This window comes from Rhodococcus sp. DMF-1 (assembly GCF_021441945.1).
In the GTDB taxonomy this organism is placed as follows: Bacteria; Actinomycetota; Actinomycetes; order Mycobacteriales; family Mycobacteriaceae; genus Rhodococcus; species Rhodococcus ruber.
Window position 1 is genome coordinate 2,833,758 of record NZ_CP090442.1, and the last position, 13,773, is coordinate 2,847,530.

Here is a 13,773-nt window from a genome sequence, read left to right on the forward strand (position 1 = left end):
CGGCGTCGCCGCTGCTGCCGATCGTGCTGCCGTGCGGCAACATTCGTCACACGCGGGACGACGGATCCCGGGACTTCCGGAGGACGCATGAGCAGCACGGCACGGGCGCCACGAGGCGGCAGCCGGACCGTGCCCGTCGCGGCCGTGCTCGGCTCGGTGCTCTCCCTGCAGTTCGGTGCGGCCTTCGCCAGCACCCTGTTCGACGACGTCGGCGCCCTCGGCACGGTCACGCTGCGGCTGACGCTCGCCGCGGTGATCCTGTGGGCGGCGGTACGGCCGTCGGTGCGGCACTGGGGCCGGGCGCAGTGGCGCGGCGCGGCCGCCCTCGGGGTGAGCCTGGCCGCGATGAACGGCTTCTTCTACGTGGCGATCGCCCGGCTCCCGCTCGCGGCAGCGGTCACGATCGAGTTCCTCGGACCGCTCACCCTCGCCGCGGTGCTCTCCCGCCGCCCGCGGGACGCGCTGTGGGTGGCCCTCGCGCTGGCCGGGGTGGCCCTCCTCGGGGCGCGCGGCCTCGGTGGGGACGGCGACGCGCTCGACCCGGCCGGGGTCGGATTCGCGCTGCTCGCCGCGGCCGGCTGGGCCTGGTACATCGTCGCGGGCTCGCACGTGGCCGCCACCGTCTCCGGCGCGGCGGGCCTGACCGTCGCCACCACCGTCGCGGCGGTGCTCGTCCTGCCCTTCGGTCTCGGAACCGCCGGCGCCGGCCTGGCCGATCCTGCGATTCTCGGCGCCGGGGCGGTGGTGGCCCTGCTGTCCTCCGTGATCCCCTACAGCCTGGAGATGCGGGCGCTGCGCGATCTGCCGAGAAACGTGTTCGCGATCCTCATCGCCCTCGAACCGGCGGCGGCGGCACTGGCGGGTGCGCTGGTGCTCGGCCAATGGGTCCAGCCCGCCGCGGCGGCAGGCATCGCGCTGGTGATCGTCGCCGGAGTCGGCGCCCTGCACGGCAGCAGCGAACCGCGCTGACCCGGCACCGCGGCGGCGAACCGCGCTAACGGTCCACGTCGCCGGGCGCGGCCTCCGACCGGCCGTCCGGCTCGGCGCGTTCGTCCACCGCCGGCTCGGCGCGTTCGTCTCGAGCGCGGTACGACGCGAGCAGCCGCCGTTCGGCGTCGCGTTTCGGGAATGCGAAGAACACCAGGACGGCTCCGGCGGCGACGACGAGAAGGGCGGCGGCATATGCCTTCGTGTCCCCGGCGAGGAATGCCGCGCGCGCCGCGGCCATGATGGCGTCGGCGTACTGCGGGTACCGCTCCGCGAGATCGGCGGCACTCGCGAACGACTTGGTCAGCGCAGCCTGGGTCTGGTCGCTGATCTCGTCCGCGTCCGGCGACGATGCGACGGCCGCCGAGATCGACGCCACGTACCCGGCGGTGAGCAACGCCCCGAGGACCGACTGCATCACGGCCCCGCCCAGGTCCCGCTGCAGGTCGGCCGTCGCGGACGCCATCCCGGCGCGGGTCACCGGCACCGAGCCGGTGAGCGAGCGCGAGGCGGGCGTGCCGGCGAAACCCACCCCGGCCCCGACGAAGGCGTACGCGAGGGCGATCTGCCAGTAGCTGGAGGTCTCGTCCCACATCGTCAGTGCGACGGTGAGCCCGAGGAGGATGAACGCGTAGCCGAGCAGCAATGTGGTGCGGGCACCCCGGCTCTCGACCAGGCGGGCCGAGTACGGAGCCACGACGAGCATGCACGCGGCGGCGGGGAGGATCGTCGACCCGGCGGCGAGCGTGGAGTAACCGAGCACGTTCTGCAGAAACTGCTGCCCGACGAACATCGCGCCCATCAGGGTTCCGAACACGATGATGCCTGCCACCGCAGCCACCCAGAACGTCGGCCGCGCGGCCACCTTCAGGTCGAACAGCGGCTCGGGCACCCGCCGTTGCCGCCACACGAACACCGCGCCCGCGACGGCGGTGACGGCCGCGCAGACCAGGGCTGCCGTGGCGCGGCCGCTCTCGGGTGCGAGGTTGACCGTCATCACGAGCGCCGCCACGAACAGCACCGACAGGACTCCGCCGACATGGTCGACGGGACCGGTGGTCTCGTTGACGTGCGCGGGGATCAGCACTGCGGCCGCCACGAGGGCGAGGGCGGCGAGCGGCAGGGTGATCAGGAAGGCCGAGCCCCAGTAGAAGTACTCGAGGAGCAGACCGGACAACAGCGGTCCGAGCGCGGCGACCGCCCCGCCGGTCGCCGACCACAACGCGATCGCGCGGGTCCGTGAGGCTCCCGACCACAACGCGGTGATCAGCGCCAGAGTGGTGGGATATGCCAGTCCCGCGGCGAGACCGCCGGCCAGCCGGGCCGCGAACAGCACCTCGATGTTCGGCGCGAAGGCCGCCAGCAGACACGTGGGTATCGACAGGGCGACACCGAGCACGAGCAACTGCTTGCGGCCGTAGCGGTCCCCGAGCGCCCCCAGGTACAGCACCGACGCGGCCAGACCCAGCGAATACCCGACGGCGACCAGGTTCAACTCCGTCTGGCTCGCGTCGAATGCCCGGCCGATCGCGGGCAGTGCGATGTTGGCCACCGAGAGATTGAGGTTGGCGACGGTGGCGACCAGGATCAGCGTCGCGAGGACCGAGCCCGCTCGCTGCGGGCGACGGTCGACCTCGGCGACCGTCACCGCGACGTCCCGTGGTGCCGCGATGCGTCCATGTCCCACTCCCGATGGCAGTGTCCTCGACGATCATGATGACGCACCGGAACGCTGATCCGGGCCGATCGGGGCGATCGGCACGCGATCAGGCGCCGCGGACGATCATCCGCACCAGGTCCCCGGCCGGGCCGGCGAGCTTGCGAGGGGGGCGCCACACCGCGCGCAGGGTGCGGGCCAGATCGAGGCCCTCGACGTCGACGGCCCGCAGTTCCCCGGCCGCGAGGTGGTCGGCCACGGCCAAGGTGCTGAGCACGGCCGGACCGACACCCCCGAGCGCCGCGGTGCGTACCGCGGCGCCGCTGCCGAGCTCGAGCAGAGGTGCCGGCCGATCGAACTCGCGCAGGGCGAGGTCGAGCGTGTGCCGCGTCCCCGACCCCTCCTCACGCACGACGAGCGGCGTCGCCGCGAGTTCGGCGACGGTGAGCGGTCGCCGGCGGCGCGCCCACGGATGAGCCGGCGTGACGACCACCACCAGCCGGTCCTGCGCCACCGGGGTGCTGTGCAGTCCCGGTGGAACGGCGGGAGCTTCGACGAATCCGACGTGGCAGCGGCCTGCCGCGACGGCGTCGCACACCTGCCGCGAGTTGTGGACCTGCAACTGGATGTGCACGTCGTCGTGGAGACCGCGGAAGCGGCCCAGCCAGCGCGGGATGAGGTGTTCGGCGACGGTCATGCTGGCCGCCACGGTCAGTTCGGCCTGCCGGTCGGTGCGCAACGCCGCCGCGGCGTCGAGCAGTCGACGGGCGTCGGTGAGGGTCTGCCGCGCCCAGTGCGCGACCACGGTGCCCTCCGGGGTGAGCGCCGACCCGGCGCGCCCCCGGCGCACGAGCACGGCCCCGAGCTGCTTCTCGAGGCGGCGCACCGCACGGCTGGCATTGGGTTGCGCGACACCGGCCGCGCGAGCAGCCGCGCCGAGCCCGCCGTGATCGTCGATGCCGACGAGCAGTTCGAGGGCGGCGAGGTCGGGCCAACGGACCGTCGGCGACGGAGGTGGCTGCGTCATGCGCGAATGATATGGCCCTTCCCGACAGGGTGGGGCAGACTGCAGGCCGTGGAACTTCGCGGAGTGGACGACGCGGCGGCCGTGCTCGCCGCGCAACCGTTCAGCGTCCTGGTCGGTGCCCGGGTCGTCGGGTACGAGCCGGGACGCGCGGTGCTCGAGATCCCTTTGCGCCCGGAATTGCTGCAGCAGTTCGGGTTCGTACACGGTGGAGTGCTGGCCTATGCGGCGGACAATTCCCTGACCTTCGCAGCGGGAACCGTGCTCGGATCGTCCATCGTGACCACCGGGTTCACCATCGACTACCTGCGCCCGGGTCGCGGCACGCTGCTGCGAGCCGAGGCGACGGTCGTCGACTCGAGCCGGCGACAGGCGCTGTGCCGGTGCGAGATCGTCGCCGTGACCGAGGACGGTACCGAGACCAGGGTGGCCGCGGCGCAGGGCGGCGCCCGGGTGATCGACCTCGACCGGCGTTCGGGGCAGGGGGCCGGTTCGTAGGGGCCGCGGTGGCCCGGACGGGTCTGGTCCGGTTCCAAGGAGCCGAACCGGCCGGAGCCTCGGCCTGGGCGGCGCTCACACCTTCGACGTGACGATGAGCGCGGTGGCGGCGAGCGCCAGGACGACGACCGTGACGGTCAGGACGATGTTGCGCCACCAGTGATGCTTCGCCCGTCCCTCGATGAAGCGGCTCACCCGGGCCCGGTGCTCGCGTCCGCTCGTCACGAGCAGCACGAGCGCCGGCAGCAGGCACAGCAGGCCGATCGCCACCACCACGGGTGCCGGGCCGGGCGCCAGGCGCAGGAACAGCAGGACCACCGCTCCCAGGCCGGTCGCCGTGCGCAGCCACGCGAGAGTGGTGCGCTCCGGCTGCAACCCGGGGTCGTCGTGTCTCATCGCCGACCCGGCTCGCGTCGTGGACCCGGTGGCACGGTCACAGGAGGAGCGCCGCGGCGAGGGCCAGAGCCCCGACCGCCAGCATCGCGGCGAGCAGGAAGGCGATCCGCGGCGGCGGCAGGGGGCGTGCGGTGCGCATCGCGGCCTCGATCTGCAGCCAGCGCCGCAGTGCGGCGACCACGAGGACCGCGGAGAAGACCAGCAGGGCGCACGCCAGCGTGGTGCGCACCACCGGTCCCACGACGTCGCCGGCGAAGGTCTCGAGCGCGACGGCCGCCGCGATCACGCCGAGCGCGGTGCGGATCCACGCGAGGAACGTGCGCTCGTTGGCGAGGGTGAAGCGGGCGTCGGGTTCGTCGCCGTCACGCAACGCCCGCGGCCGCCAGTCGCGCAGAGGTCCGATCACGCAGTCGACCCTATCCCGGTGCCGCCCCGGACGGTCCGGCGACGGGACGGCGGAACCGATTACGCGAGTGTGATCTCGCCGTTGTCGACGGTGACAGCCCTGCTCTCGAGGGGACGCGCGGCGGGACCGTTCGCGACGGTGCCGTCGAGGTTGAACCGGCTGCCGTGGCAGGGACAGTTGATCGTGCCGTCCTGCACGGCCGCGACCGTGCAGCCCTGATGGGTGCAGATCGCGCTGAACGCGAGCACCTCGCCCGCGGCCGGCTGGGTCACCACGACCTTCTGATCGGGGAAAACCTGTCCCCCGCCGACGGGGATGTCGGCGACGGCCGCGAGGGGTTGTCCTGCAGCCGCGCCGGCCGGGGCCCCGGTGCCGGCGTCCTCCGCCGCGGAGGTCTGCCCGGAGGCCGGCTCGTCGCCGTACGTGCTGCAGGCCGCGGCGGCGGCCACGGCGGCCACCCCGGCACCGAGCAGCACCGAACGGCGGCTGACGGGAAACTGCTCGAGATCCATTTTCCGGCTCCGATCGTGGGAGGGACACAGTGGGTCGGTGCGTCAGAACGTGATGCCCGTCGTGCGGAAGAAGTACAGCGCCGAGGTCGTCCACACGACCACGATCGCCGTGAACAGGACACCGCCGGCCACCGGAACCGCCCATCCCGGCAGGCCCCGCCGACTGAGCAGCAGCATCTTGGTGACGAACGCCCCGTAGAGGAGGCATCCCGCCAGCGAGTGCCACAGCACCCGCGGCTCGCCGGTGCGAAAACCGAGCGCATACAGGCAGTGCACGGCGACGGGGACGGTCGCCAGCACAGCGAGGCGGCCCGACCATACGTGCAGGGTCCCGATCCAGCTCGGCGTGCGCAGTCCCGGCAACCGGCCGTACATCCCGGCCGCCGAGACGAGTTGCACCAGTGCCAGCACGCCGGCGAGGGTCGCCAGCCAGGTCTTGACCGCGGTCGGGCTGGAGAACCCGGCGACGTTGATCGAGAAGAAGGCCGGCTCGTGCACACGGCCGTAGGCGCCGAGCCCCACCGCGACGAGGGCACCCACCAGGAATGCGACGATCACGGGGGCCGTGCGCGGCGGCGCGGCGGGATGGACCTGCGGTGTGCTCATCCGTCCTCCTCTCGGTGTCACCGCGCGGTGGCACGTCAGAATGTGTCGCTGCCGGACACCGGGTCCGCGGTCACGGTCTCCCCGTCGACGACCGCCGTCCCGTCGGGTGCGAGGGCCGGGGCAGGTGTGGTGCCGCCGTCGCCGCCGCGGAGCACGCCCGTGACGGTTCCGTCCTGCGTGACGATCCAGCTCGCCCGGACATCGCCGACGTTCGCGAGGTAGAGGCCGGCGGGCGGTTCGGCCGGCGCGGCGTCGAAGGTCCAGCTGCGGTCGCCGAGCCACAGGGTGCCGCGCACCGTCGCGCCGTCGAACTCGCCCTCGAGACGGGCTCCTTCCCGGCCCTCGAGCTCGAGCCGGCCGGCCTCTGCGTCGCCGGCCAGCCACGACTCGACCGCGCTGCCGTCGCACGCGTACGCGACGGCGTCCTCGCCCTCGACGGCGATCGCGAGCGTGAGAGTCCCGGTCGCGACGGGGATCTGTCCGACGTAGGTGGCCTGCGCGGGGAACTCCACCGCAGCCGAGGTCGCCGTCGTCGTGGGGTCCGGCGCCGCCGTCGCGGCAGGACCCGGGGCCGGCGTCGCGCCGTCGTCCTCCTTGGAGACATTCACCGCGAGCAGCACGGCGGCGAGGACCACCACCGCCGCCAACGTGATCAACGGCCCCCTGCGCACCATGGGGTCCCCTTGCCGGTCAGCACTTCAGGGATGATGTCGCGGTCGAATCTACTCCGCCCCCGCCCGTCCGCTCAGCCGATCGCGTAGATCAGTCGACGACGACGTCCGCACCGCGGGCCGCGGCCGGGCGCGCCTTCAGCGGCTTGCGGGCGGGACCTCGGCTCACGGTCCCGTCCAGACGGAACCGGCTGCCGTGACAGTCGCAGACGATCTCGTCGGCCTCGACACCGGTGATGTTGCACCCCGAATGCGTGCACAGCGCGACGAACGCCCGGTAGTCCCCGGCGACGGGCTGCGTCACCACGAGACGCCGGTCGGCGAACAGGACGCCGCTGCCCACCGGGATGTCGGCCGCGGCGGCGACGACCGTGGCGTCCGGACCGGGCTCCGGCGGCGTGGTCGGCGCGGCGGGGGCGCTGTCGGTGCTTGCCCGCTCGGTGCCCTCGCTCTCGGCGCCGCACGCGGACAGGACCGCGGCGGCGGCGACGGCACCGGCCCCGCCGAAGAGGGTGCGCCGGCACAGACGCGGCTGTCCGTCTGTCGACGCGGAGCGTGGGTCGGTGGGTTCGATGCTCATGGGATCGTCCGTTCGGGTCGCCGTCGTGGTGCCGGAACGAGGTTAGCCGCAGACGCGCGGAGGGGCCGCGACCTACGTCACGGCCCCTCCGGGCGGGTGGTTCAGTGGACGACGACCGGCTGCAGTCCCTCCCCCGCCGGATGCTTGACGCGGGTGCGCGGCAGGAACAGCGCGGGGATCACCGCGAGCGCCATGAGAACGGTCGCGACGAGGAACGTGGTCGCGAACGCGTCGGCGAGCGAGGTGAGGATCGATTCCTGTACCGGTGCGGGCATCTGGTCGAGCGCCGCCTGGTCCATCTGTCCCCCGCCCTCGGGTGCCCCCGCCGGGGTCGCGAGGCGGCTGCTCAGGATCACCGACATGGTCGCGGTGCCCACGGAGCCGGCGGCCTGCTGGACGATGTTCATCAGTGTCGACCCGCGGGCCACGCTCTGATGGGTCAGCGTCTGCAGCGCGGCCGTCATCGTCGGCATCATCGTGGCGCCCATGCCCATGCCCATGACGAACAGCGCGCCGAGGAGCAGGACGTAGGAGGTGTCCGTGCCCACCTGCGTGAAGACCGCCATACCGAGCGTGACGAGGGTCAGGCCGACGAGCACGATCTTCCCGGGGCCTATCTGGTCGACGAGCCGGCCGGCGACCGGCATGGTGAGCATGGCGCCGAGGCCCTGCGGTGCGAGCAGGATGCCCGCCGCCAGGGTCGACTCGCCCCGCACCTGGAGGAAGTAGCTGGGGAACAGCAGCCCCGCACCGAAGAACGCGATCGCGAACACCGACATGGTGAGCACCGCGAACGTCAGCTGGCGGTTGCGGAACAGGTACAGGTCGATGAGCGGGTTCCGGGCGCGCATGGCGTGGAACACGAACGCGGCGATCAGCGCGACGCCGATCACGCCGGGAACGAGGACCCGCGTCGCGGCGACGGTGCCGACCTCCGGGATGGAGGAGACACCGAACAGGAACAGCGCCAGCCCCGGCGACAGGAGCGCCATGCCCACGAAGTCGAAGGACTCGGACCTGCTCGGGCGGTCCTTGGGCAGGATCACCACGGCGGCGACGAGCGCCAGGACACCGATGGGCAGGTTGATCAGGAAGATCCAGTGCCAGCTGGCGGTGTCGATCAGCCACCCGCCGAGAATCGGGCCGCCGATCGGGCCCAGCAGCATCGGGATACCGAGCACCGCCATCACGCGGCCGACCCGGTGCGGGCCCGCCGCGTGGGTCATGATCGTCATGCCGAGCGGCATGAGCATGCCGCCACCGAGGCCCTGCACGACCCGGAATGCGATGAGCGAAGAAATGTCCCACGCCATGCTGCACAGCACGGAACCGGCGACGAACAGGACGAGTGCGGCGAGGTAGAGGCGCTTGGTGCCGAATCGGTCCGCGGCCCAGCCTGTGAGCGGAATCACGCTGGCGAGCGCCAGCGTGTAGGCGGTCATGGTCCACGCGACGGTCGCGTAGCCGGCGTCGAACTCCTCCATGAACGTCGGCACAGCGACGGAGACGACGGTCACGTCGAGAATCGACATGATGGCGCCGAGCACCACCACCGAGGCGATCTTCAGAACTGCCGCGTCGAGCTTGTCGCTCACCGGCGCGGCGGCCGGGCCCGCATGGGGGGCTGTCATGGGTCGGTCCTCTCGAGGCGCGAGGGCAGGCGGACCTGCCGGAACGGAGTCGAGGGCCGGGCACCACGTCGTGCCGGACGGCGACGACCGTCTCGGCGCGAGCCGCGTGTCACCGCCGGCGCGAGCCGCGTGTCACCGCCGGTGTGGACCGCGTGTCACCCTCGACGTGCCCGGCGACCAGCGCGCGCCCCGACAGCGCGGCGGATCGACATCCCGGCCTGCGCTCCCCCGGCGGACGTCGCCGCGGGCGGTGCCGGGCACCGTCGGAAGATTCTAGTGCCGGTGCAGACGAAGCCCCAACCGGTTATCGGCGGACCAGACGCAGCAGGCTGCGTCCCGACCGCGGGCGGCCGGCCGCCGTCTTCGTCAGGCGCGCACGATCGGTCAGCTTGACCCGTGGCCGGCCGGCCGCACGACCGGCCGCGCGCTCGGCCTCGTCGATCTCGTGCCAGCCGCTCAGTCCCACCCGGCTCGGGCGCCGCTGCCCGAGCAGGCGATCGAGTTCCCGCCGGCCGTACGCCGGCCGCGCGAGCCGACCGGCGTCGAAGTCGGCGAGCAGAGCCGCGACCGTTTCCTTGGCGCATGCCTTGTTGGTGCCGATCACGCCGCTCGGCCCGCGCTTGATCCACCCGGCGACGTACACGCCAGGTCCGGCCCCGGTGACCCGCCCGTCCTCGTTGGGAACGATCGCGCGCCGCTCGTCGAACGGCACCCCCGGGAGCGGAACCCCGCGGTAGCCGATCGAGCGCAGCACCAGCTGCGCGTCGAGATGCAGGGTCTGCTCGGTGGGGCGGGCGACGAGCGCACCGTCGTCGCCGGGGATCAGTTCGTTGCGCACCGCCCGCAGGCCCGTGACCCGGTCGGTGCCCTCGATCGCGGTGGGTGACACGAGGTAACGGAACACGATGCGCTTGTTCCCCGGCCGGGGTTCGCGGCGCGCGTACTCGCGGGCGAGCCGCATCCGCATCGCGACGGCGGGATCCGCCGCGGCGAGCTCCGCGCTGGCGGGGTCGAGGTCGAGCTCGGACTCGTCGACGACGACGTCGACCCCGTTCAGATCACCGAGGGCGAGGAACTCCGGATTGCTGTAGGCCGCCTGCGCCGGCCCTCGGCGGCCCAGCAGGACGACCTCGCGGATGTTGCTCCGGCGCAGCGCCTCGAGCGCGTGGTCGGCGATGTCGGTCCGGGCCAGCTCGTCGACGTCCATGGTGAGAATGCGGGCGACGTCGAGTGCGACGTTGCCGTTGCCGACGAGGACGGCGCGTTCACCGGAGAGATCGAAGACCCGGTCGGCGTAGTCGGGGTGGCCGTTGTACCAGGCGACGAACTCGGTGGCGGCATGGCTGCCGGGCAGGTCCTCGCCGGGAATGCCGAGACTGCGGTCGGCGGACGCGCCGGTGGCGTAGACGACGGCGTGGTGATGGGCGAGCAGCTCGTCGTGGTCGATGTCGCGGCCCACCTCGACGTCGAGGTGCAGGGCGAACGCCTCGCGACGGAACGACCACTCGAACGACTCGGTGACAGCCTTCGTCCCGGGATGGTCGGGCGCGACGCCGCTGCGGACCAGGCCCCAGGGGGTCGGCAGCCGGTCGAACATCTCCACCTCGACATTCGAGCGCTCGAGTAGTTCCTGCGCGGCGTAGCACGCCGCCGGCCCGGCCCCGACAACCGCGACGCGCAGAGTCTCCTGCCCCCGGGGCGGGGCGGGCGTCGGGGTGAGCGGGTTCCAGTTCTCGGGCATCGGATGCGCCGTGTAGTACTCCGCGTTGATGTCCTTGAACCGGGTCTGAGCCTCGGTGAGCCGGTCCTCGGGGAAGATCGCCTCGACCGGGCAGGCGTCCGCGCACGCGCCGCAGTCGATGCAGGTCTGCGGATCGATGTGCAGCATCTCGGTCTGTGCGAACTCCCGCTCCTCCGGAGTGGGATGGATGCAGTTCACCGGGCACACGGCGACGCAGCTCGCATCGTTGCAGCACGTCTGGGTGATCACGTAGGCCATGTCGCGTCCTCGAAGAGCCGGGACCGGATTTCATGTGACATCCGGTAACAGTTATATCGACTGTAGCCTCGGGGTCCGCCGCTCGCAAGATTCGCTGCGGGCCTGCCCCGCAACTGTCAGAATCGGCGGGGCCCGACGAAGACCAGGGGGACGCATGGGTTCGGATACCGCCGCGGGAGCGGCACCTACGGATACCGCCGCGGCAGCGGCACCGGGAAAGCACGTACCCGAGGACGCCTGGGCGCAGCCCCTCGCCACCGCTCCCCCGCCCGACGACGCGTTCCGGTCCACGCGCACGGTGCGCACCGGCGACGTCGACAGCCGGGAACGGCTCCGGCTCGACGGCGTGGCCCGTTACCTGCAGGACATCGGCACCGACAACCTCGACGCCGTCGACGCCACCGACACCGATCCGCTGTGGATCGTGCGCCGCACCGTCGTCGACGTGCACCGGCCGGCCCGCTTCCGGGAACAGCTCGAACTGCGCCGATGGTGTGACGCCCTGTCCACGCGATGGGCCAACGTCCGTGTGCGGTTCGAGGGCACCGGCGGCGCCGCGATGGACACGTCGGCGTTCTGGATCAACATCGGGCCCACCAACGGCATGCCGGCTCGGATCAGCGACCGGCTCTGGGAACACATGGCTCGTCACGCCGCGGACACCCGTCTGCGGTGGCGGGCATGGTTGCCGCCCACGCCGTCCGCAGACGCCGACGCCGGCACGCACTTCCCGCTGCGGGCCACCGACATCGACCCGTTCGACCACGTCAACAACGCCGCCTACTGGCACGGCATCGAGGAGCACCTCGCCGGACGGCCGGAGTTGCAGACGGCCCCGTATCGTGCGGCGATCGAGCATCTTCGACCGGTTGTCGCCGGCGACACGCTCGTCCTGCGCGCCCGGCACGACGCCGACTCGCTGACCCTGTGGTTCACGGTCGACGACGAGGTGCGGGCGGTGGCACGCGTCGGCCGCCGGTGAACGTCACCGCCTAGGGTGAACCCATGACCCGCACCCTGATCCTGTTGCGGCACGGGAAGTCCGCGTACCCGGACGACGTCGCCGATCACGAGCGCCCGCTCGCCCCCCGCGGGCGGCGCGAGGCCGGTCTCGCCGGGCGCTGGCTGCGGGCCCACCAGCCCCCCGTCGACGCGGTGCTGTGTTCGACCGCGACGCGGGCCCGCAAGACGCTCGCAGAGGCCGCCGTCGAGGCGTCCACCGACTTCCTCGACGACCTCTACGAGACCACACCGGAGCGGGTGGTCGCCGCGATCCGCCGGGTCCCGGACGACGTGTCCACGCTGCTCGTCGTGGGACACGAGCCCGTCCTGTCGGCGACGACGCTGTTGCTCTCGGCCGACCACGACTCCGACGCCGCCCGTCAGATCGTCGAGAAGTTCCCGACTTCCGCCGTGGCGGTGCTCGAGGTGCGCGGGACGTGGCACGACCTCGGTGCCGGTGAGGCCGCCCTGGTCGACTTCCACATCCCGCGCTGACCGGGAACGGCCGCTACTGCACGGCGGCGAGCCGCCCCTACTGCACCGCGGCGAGCCGCCCCTACTGCACCGCGGCGAGCCGCCCCTACTGCACCGCGGCGAGCCGCCCCTACTGCACCGCGGCGAGCCCCTACTTCACCGCGGCGGCGAGCGCCTCCAGGTAGGCATCTATCCCCCAGGTCAGGGACAGGACCGTGGGGGGCGACACCGCGGCGATCAGCTCGGTGCCGTTCACCGTCGCCACCCTGCCTTCGGTGACCTGCTGCATGGTCTGCGCCCACGGCTGGGCGAGGGTGCGTTCCTGCGCTGCGGCGTCGTCGGCGTAGGAGAGGAGGATGTCGCTGGTGAGCTTGCCGACCTCCTCGAAGCTCATCGTGAAGTAGAAGCTGGACTCGTCCGTGCTCAGTTCGGTGACGCTCGGGGCGCTGACGAGACCGAGGTCGGTGAGGAACTCCACCCGCGAATCGGCGGGCTTGTAGACGTAGAACGTGTCACCCGTGTCCCATACCGCGGCGACGGTGCGGCCCTGCAACTGCGGGTACGCGGCGGCCTTGTCGGCGATGATCGCCTCGGTGTCGGCGATCAGGCGCTCGGCGTCGGCGGACCGGCCCAGCGCCTGCCCGACCGTGGAGACGACGTCACGCCACGGGGTGGCCCACGGCTCACCGGGGTACGCGACGGTGGGAGCGATCCGGCTGAGGGTGTCGTACTGATCCTGGGTGAGCCCGGAGTAGTTGGCGAGGATGACGTCCGGGCGGGCCGCCGCGATCTGCTCGACCGGCACGTCCGTGCCGTCGTTCTGCAGGATCGTCGGTGTCTCGGCACCGAGTTCGGTGAGCTCGTCTCCGATCCACGGCAGGACACCCTGCTCGTCACCGCCGTACGGCTGTGCCGGCATGGCGACGGGGACGACCCCGAGCGCGAGCGCGGCGTCGGTGCTCCCGAAGCCCCACGTGACCACCCGTTCGGGTTCGGTCTCGATCGTGGTGCTGCCGAGGGCGTGCTCGATCGTCACGGGGAACGCGCCCGCGCCCGAGCCGGATGCCTCGGAGGGGTCGTCGCCGCCCGACGAGCACGCGGTCAGGACGAATGCGAGGGCGAGACCGGCTGCGGCAAGCAATCTCGGGATTCGGGTCGACGGCACTGGCGTTCCCTTCGATTAATTAGGAGTGCCTACCCAAACTAGCGGATCGACTGGGTCGCCGCGCGGGTACCCCCGGAACCCAGAAGGCCCCGCCCCCGAAGAGAAGAGGGCGGGACCTTCGTGGCTACGGCAGGTGCCTGACCGCGGCCGGCGAACCGGCTGCGG

General features: G+C 72.3%; 15 protein-coding genes. 4 read left to right on the forward strand and 11 right to left on the reverse strand.

Annotated elements, in window-relative coordinates; all coding sequences use genetic code 11:
* Positions 1-87 precede the first annotated feature (87 nt).
* Positions 88-969, forward strand: a complete 882-nt coding sequence (locus LZP97_RS12785; RefSeq protein ID WP_026137587.1) for an EamA family transporter — start codon at positions 88-90, stop codon at positions 967-969.
* A gap of 25 nt (positions 970-994) precedes the next feature.
* Here LZP97_RS12785 and LZP97_RS12790 read toward each other — a convergent pair whose 3' ends face one another.
* Both LZP97_RS12790 and LZP97_RS12795 read right to left on the reverse strand, forming a co-directional pair.
* Positions 995-2,635, reverse strand: a complete 1,641-nt coding sequence (locus LZP97_RS12790) for an MFS transporter (protein WP_017680004.1) — start codon at positions 2,633-2,635, stop codon at positions 995-997.
* Positions 2,636-2,753: 118 nt separating this feature from the next.
* Positions 2,754-3,671 (reverse strand): LysR family transcriptional regulator, encoded by a 918-nt coding sequence (locus LZP97_RS12795; protein WP_017680005.1) that lies wholly within the window; start codon positions 3,669-3,671, stop codon positions 2,754-2,756.
* A gap of 63 nt (positions 3,672-3,734) precedes the next feature.
* Here LZP97_RS12795 and LZP97_RS12800 point away from each other — a divergent pair, with 63 nt between their 5' ends.
* The gene (locus tag LZP97_RS12800; protein ID WP_040271979.1) at positions 3,735-4,166 is read left to right on the forward strand and encodes a PaaI family thioesterase; all 432 of its coding nucleotides are present in this window, start codon (positions 3,735-3,737) and stop codon (positions 4,164-4,166) included.
* Between the two features lie 75 nt (positions 4,167-4,241).
* On the opposite strand, the gene LZP97_RS12805 is transcribed toward LZP97_RS12800, so the two are convergent.
* The 8 genes from LZP97_RS12805 to LZP97_RS12840 all read right to left on the reverse strand — a co-directional run bounded on the left by LZP97_RS12805 (position 4,242) and on the right by LZP97_RS12840 (position 10,967).
* Positions 4,242-4,562 carry a DUF202 domain-containing protein gene (locus tag LZP97_RS12805; RefSeq protein ID WP_010591996.1) on the reverse strand — a complete coding sequence of 107 codons (321 nt, stop codon included), beginning with the start codon at positions 4,560-4,562 and terminating at the stop codon, positions 4,242-4,244.
* 37 nt (positions 4,563-4,599) lie between these two features.
* A complete protein-coding gene (locus LZP97_RS12810; RefSeq protein WP_010591997.1) occupies positions 4,600-4,968 on the reverse strand; it encodes a YidH family protein in 369 nt (122 codons plus the stop codon).
* A 59-nt stretch (positions 4,969-5,027) separates the two neighbouring features.
* Positions 5,028-5,480, reverse strand: coding sequence for a QcrA and Rieske domain-containing protein (locus tag LZP97_RS12815; RefSeq protein WP_017680010.1), 453 nt, complete (start codon positions 5,478-5,480; stop codon positions 5,028-5,030).
* A gap of 42 nt (positions 5,481-5,522) precedes the next feature.
* Positions 5,523-6,086, reverse strand: coding sequence for a DUF6529 family protein (locus LZP97_RS12820; protein ID WP_040271976.1), 564 nt, complete (start codon positions 6,084-6,086; stop codon positions 5,523-5,525).
* Between the two features lie 35 nt (positions 6,087-6,121).
* The gene (locus LZP97_RS12825) at positions 6,122-6,760 is read right to left on the reverse strand and encodes a hypothetical protein (RefSeq protein ID WP_040271974.1); all 639 of its coding nucleotides are present in this window, start codon (positions 6,758-6,760) and stop codon (positions 6,122-6,124) included.
* An 88-nt stretch (positions 6,761-6,848) separates the two neighbouring features.
* The gene (locus tag LZP97_RS12830) at positions 6,849-7,337 is read right to left on the reverse strand and encodes a Rieske (2Fe-2S) protein (RefSeq protein ID WP_017680013.1); all 489 of its coding nucleotides are present in this window, start codon (positions 7,335-7,337) and stop codon (positions 6,849-6,851) included.
* 101 nt (positions 7,338-7,438) lie between these two features.
* The gene (locus tag LZP97_RS12835) at positions 7,439-8,968 is read right to left on the reverse strand and encodes a DHA2 family efflux MFS transporter permease subunit (RefSeq protein ID WP_017680014.1); all 1,530 of its coding nucleotides are present in this window, start codon (positions 8,966-8,968) and stop codon (positions 7,439-7,441) included.
* Between the two features lie 304 nt (positions 8,969-9,272).
* Positions 9,273-10,967, reverse strand: a complete 1,695-nt coding sequence (locus LZP97_RS12840; RefSeq protein ID WP_010592003.1) for an FAD-dependent oxidoreductase — start codon at positions 10,965-10,967, stop codon at positions 9,273-9,275.
* Between the two features lie 154 nt (positions 10,968-11,121).
* On the opposite strand from LZP97_RS12840, the gene LZP97_RS12845 reads away from it, so the two are divergent.
* Both LZP97_RS12845 and LZP97_RS12850 read left to right on the forward strand, forming a co-directional pair.
* The gene (locus tag LZP97_RS12845; protein WP_010592004.1) at positions 11,122-11,949 is read left to right on the forward strand and encodes an acyl-[acyl-carrier-protein] thioesterase; all 828 of its coding nucleotides are present in this window, start codon (positions 11,122-11,124) and stop codon (positions 11,947-11,949) included.
* A 23-nt stretch (positions 11,950-11,972) separates the two neighbouring features.
* Positions 11,973-12,464 (forward strand): SixA phosphatase family protein, encoded by a 492-nt coding sequence (locus LZP97_RS12850; RefSeq protein WP_010592005.1) that lies wholly within the window; start codon positions 11,973-11,975, stop codon positions 12,462-12,464.
* Between the two features lie 130 nt (positions 12,465-12,594).
* On the opposite strand, the gene LZP97_RS12855 is transcribed toward LZP97_RS12850, so the two are convergent.
* Positions 12,595-13,584, reverse strand: coding sequence for an iron-siderophore ABC transporter substrate-binding protein (locus LZP97_RS12855; protein ID WP_040272234.1), 990 nt, complete (start codon positions 13,582-13,584; stop codon positions 12,595-12,597).
* Positions 13,585-13,773: the final 189 nt, after the last annotated feature.